Consider the following 3,528-nt stretch of genomic DNA (forward strand, 5'->3'; position numbering starts at 1 on the left):
TTACCTCCAAATACGCACTTACATTATATCATATTTTCATGACATGATGATAAAAAAAGGTCGTGGAGCCTCAAAGTTTGCGTACTTGGAAAGAAGTCATCCACGACAATGGATATAATGTTAATTCTTACATTAAATTAAAAAAATCAGCCATAATTTCGTCAAATTAATTTAAATGGTTGATTTTTATTTTTAATTTAATGTGATTATTTTATAATAAGGTTGTATTAAAATCTTAGAGGAAAGGAAAAGAGAAAATAGATGCAACCACCACAGCCTCTCTACTTTCTCTCCAACCATTTATATGATATCATTTATTACATTTAAAAACAACACTCTCAATGATAAATATGACAATAATAGATATCTTGAAGATATCAGACGCATTAATTATCTTCTTCTTGTCTGTCCTAAATGCAAAACGGTCGGACTTTTTCATAATCACGCAGTCTATGATAGATATCTGTTGAACAGCACTGAAGAATATATTACTGTGCAGCGCATAAGATGTGAATCATGTGGAAGTACGCATGCGCTCCTTCCTGATATCATCATTCCTTATCGCTATTTTTCTTCTCCCTTTATTCTACGTCTTTTCGACCTTTATTTAAAAGGTCATCTTTCTGTTTCAAAGATTTCATCTGCCCTCAATATCTCCATACAGACTGTAGAGGCACTCATATGCAGTTACAGGCAATTTCATGAAGAACGCATGAAGATCATCAATCATGACTTTTCAAAAAAATTTGATCATGATTTTATGATTGATTATTTTCATATGTTCTTTTTGTTTTTTATGCAGCGTATTCCCAAACGTTTTTTCCATGGTATTTATCTGCCCGTCAATCACATGACAGTTGGCTATAATCCTGAATAAGAGTGATTTATACTATTATCAGGAGGAAAAAACAATATGAAAACAGATTTAGAACACGAAATGGCATTGTTTAAGTACAATCTCATCGCTCCACTGATCAATGGAACCTATACTGAAACTTCCATCAAGGCTTACTGCGTCAATGTCTCCATGAAAACTTACATCCTTCCGGACGGAAGCATCAAACGCTTCAGCCACGAAACCATCAGATGGTGGTTTAGAAGATATAAGGATATGGGCTTCAACGGGCTTTATTCAAAGCCACGTGCTGATAACGGTAAACTGAGAGCCTTGTCATCTGAAATTCAGCAGATCATCATTGAAAAGAAAAAAGAAAATTTCAGGAAGACGGCTACATCGATCTACAATGAACTTATTGATGAAGGACTTATTTCGTCATCTGAAGTTTCTCTTTCTACCGTCATCCGATTTGTTGGAAAGATAAAAAACAAGCTTAATGTTGTCTCTGGTGAAGATATGAGAGCTTTTGAAATGAGATATGCAAATGATCTATGGCAGATTGATACAAGTCATGGCCCCATTATTTCGATAGATGGAAAAAAATATAAAACCTATCTGATAGCCATTATCGATGATGCTTCAAGACTGATAGTTGGATATGGTTTTTATCTGGCTGATAATGCCGTCAATGTACAGCTGACCCTGAAAGAAGCCATCTTAAAATATGGTATTCCAAAAAGATTATATGCCGATAATGGCGCTCCCTATAAAAATGTTCAGCTCTCACTTATCTGTGCCAATCTTGGTATTTCGCTTCTTCACGCAAAAGCCTATCATGGCAACCAGAAAGGAAAAATAGAAAGAACATTTAAGACAATCAAGGAAGGATGGATGTTCAATATCAATTATGATGATTTCCATTCTCTTGAAATGCTTGAAAAGAGTCTTGCCTTCTTCATCAATCAAAAAAACAATACCATCCATTCCATCCTCAAAAAAACACCTGTTGATCGTTTTCTTGAAGATGCAGATAAACTCGTCAGAAAGGATGATCGTATTATCAGCCAGGCATTTATGCATACCGTTGAAAGAAAGGTAGGCAATGATGCACTTGTAAGAATTAATGGTGAATCGTATGAAACTTCCCAGAATCATATAGGCAAAAGAGTCATCATTCGTTATATTCCAGACATGAAGCATATTTATCTTCAAAGCAGCGATGGAACACTAAAAGAAATATATAGGGTCAATAGAGTAGAAAATAGTCAGATCAAAAGACAGGCCCCTCTGTTTTCTCAGGGAAAGGATGAATAAATATGGATATGAAATTATTTTATGGATTAAGTTATAACCCATTTCAAAAGGATGTGACAGATACAACCGTAGAAACAATTGATTTTAAGGAAATGCAGGGGCGTCTTGCCTACCTGTGTCAGACAAAAGGTATTGGCGTTTTTACAGGGCGACCAGGTGTAGGTAAAACTTATGCCTTGAGACAGTTTGTCTCCTCATTGAATCCCTCACTTTATCAGGTTGTGTATATGCCTATGTCAACTCTGACAACGATCCAGTTTTATAGATATCTTGCAGGATCTCTTGGGTTGGAGGTAGGATCAAGCAAGATAGATAATTTTATGAATATTCAGGAATATCTTAAAAGGATGAACAGTGAAAAAAGAATTATTCCAATCATCATCCTGGATGAAGCACAATATCTAAGAAGCGAAATACTTAATGATATCAAGCTTCTCATGAATTTTGATATGGATTCAAAAAATCACTGTGTCCTTATACTTGCGGGATTGCCAACGCTTGTCAATACGCTTAAATACAATTCCTATGAGGCCATAAGACAAAGGATCACGATTCAGTATCAGATCATTGGACTAGAGCCACAGGAAATCAAATCATATGTCGAATCAAAATTAAAAGCTGCCGGATTAAATGTTCCATTATTTACAGAAGATGCAATGACCGCTCTGGGAAACAGCTGTCAGGGATCGATAAGAAAATTAAACAATCTTCTTACTCAATGCCTCATTATAGGAGCCAATAGACAAATAAGAGATATCAATAACGAAATTGTCATGATGGCTGTTAATGAAGTGGATATGAATTAGACATGAAAAAGAAAATAGAGTCATTTGAATGTACGTGCACATATAAAACAAAAACATGGAATACAAAAGTCAGCGATATATGGTGTTGTGAGAATTATGTAGAATTTACAGTTTACTGCCAGGGAACAAAATTAAAATCATACCTGGGCATGGGAAGCAATGGGAATTGGATATGCTTTCCTGAAATTGACAAGGGTTGTGGACTGGCAGAGTTGCATGATTATTACTGGAATCTAGAAAAGCTATGTAAGGTATTAGAGAATATCATAGATGCAACAAGTATTGCATCAGTGTTAAAAGAGATGCATGTCAATTTAAATTTATGGTGGGGCTGTAACGAAATAACTTTTTAAAGAGTTGATTTTGTTTCAGCTCTTTTCTTTTTCTGTTTTTAGGCAATAAAAAAACATCTTTTCTCTTCTTCTGATTTCAAGATGTAATATTTTTGTTAATTTTTCTTCTGTTTTCCCTGTTTTTGGGCGCAATATCCCTATATCGCTCAAAATTTGTTTTTTTCATGTGCATATCTTTTTAATTGAGAAGCAATTTTTCCTTTTCTTCTTTCTCCTT

Annotated in this window: 4 protein-coding genes and 1 pseudogene; all 5 read left to right on the top strand. The window is 34.8% G+C overall.

All coding sequences use genetic code 11. The features are described 5' to 3' along the window. Positions 1-304 precede the first annotated feature (304 nt). Positions 305-580 (top strand): annotated as a pseudogene (locus B5E48_RS14150) (DUF6431 domain-containing protein); the annotation flags it as partial. Between the two features lie 132 nt (positions 581-712). Further along, positions 713-877 (top strand): hypothetical protein, encoded by a 165-nt coding sequence (locus B5E48_RS13670; protein ID WP_158097308.1) that lies wholly within the window; start codon positions 713-715, stop codon positions 875-877. A 36-nt stretch (positions 878-913) separates the two neighbouring features. Next, positions 914-2,152: a DDE-type integrase/transposase/recombinase gene (locus tag B5E48_RS13125; RefSeq protein ID WP_087158616.1), complete on the top strand. Its 1,239-nt coding sequence runs from the start codon at positions 914-916 to the stop codon at positions 2,150-2,152. Positions 2,153-2,154: 2 nt separating this feature from the next. Then, the gene (locus tag B5E48_RS13130; protein WP_087158615.1) at positions 2,155-2,958 is read left to right on the top strand and encodes an ExeA family protein; all 804 of its coding nucleotides are present in this window, start codon (positions 2,155-2,157) and stop codon (positions 2,956-2,958) included. A 2-nt stretch (positions 2,959-2,960) separates the two neighbouring features. After that, the gene (locus tag B5E48_RS13135; protein WP_087305575.1) at positions 2,961-3,311 is read left to right on the top strand and encodes a DUF6618 family protein; all 351 of its coding nucleotides are present in this window, start codon (positions 2,961-2,963) and stop codon (positions 3,309-3,311) included. Positions 3,312-3,528 lie beyond the last annotated feature (217 nt).

It is taken from the genome of Massilimicrobiota sp. An105 (assembly GCF_002161155.1).
GTDB classification, from domain to species: domain Bacteria; phylum Bacillota_I; class Bacilli_A; order Erysipelotrichales; family Coprobacillaceae; genus Allocoprobacillus; species Allocoprobacillus merdigallinarum.

What these genes read in the sequence shown, in the direction of transcription:
- B5E48_RS13670 (WP_158097308.1), top strand. Translation starts at nt 713, where the DNA reads ATGAAGATCATCAATCATGACTTTTCAAAAAAATTTGATCATGATTTT.
- B5E48_RS13125 (WP_087158616.1), top strand. Translation starts at nt 914, where the DNA reads ATGAAAACAGATTTAGAACACGAAATGGCATTGTTTAAGTACAATCTC.
- B5E48_RS13130 (WP_087158615.1), top strand. Translation starts at nt 2,155, where the DNA reads ATGGATATGAAATTATTTTATGGATTAAGTTATAACCCATTTCAAAAG.
- B5E48_RS13135 (WP_087305575.1), top strand. Translation starts at nt 2,961, where the DNA reads ATGAAAAAGAAAATAGAGTCATTTGAATGTACGTGCACATATAAAACA.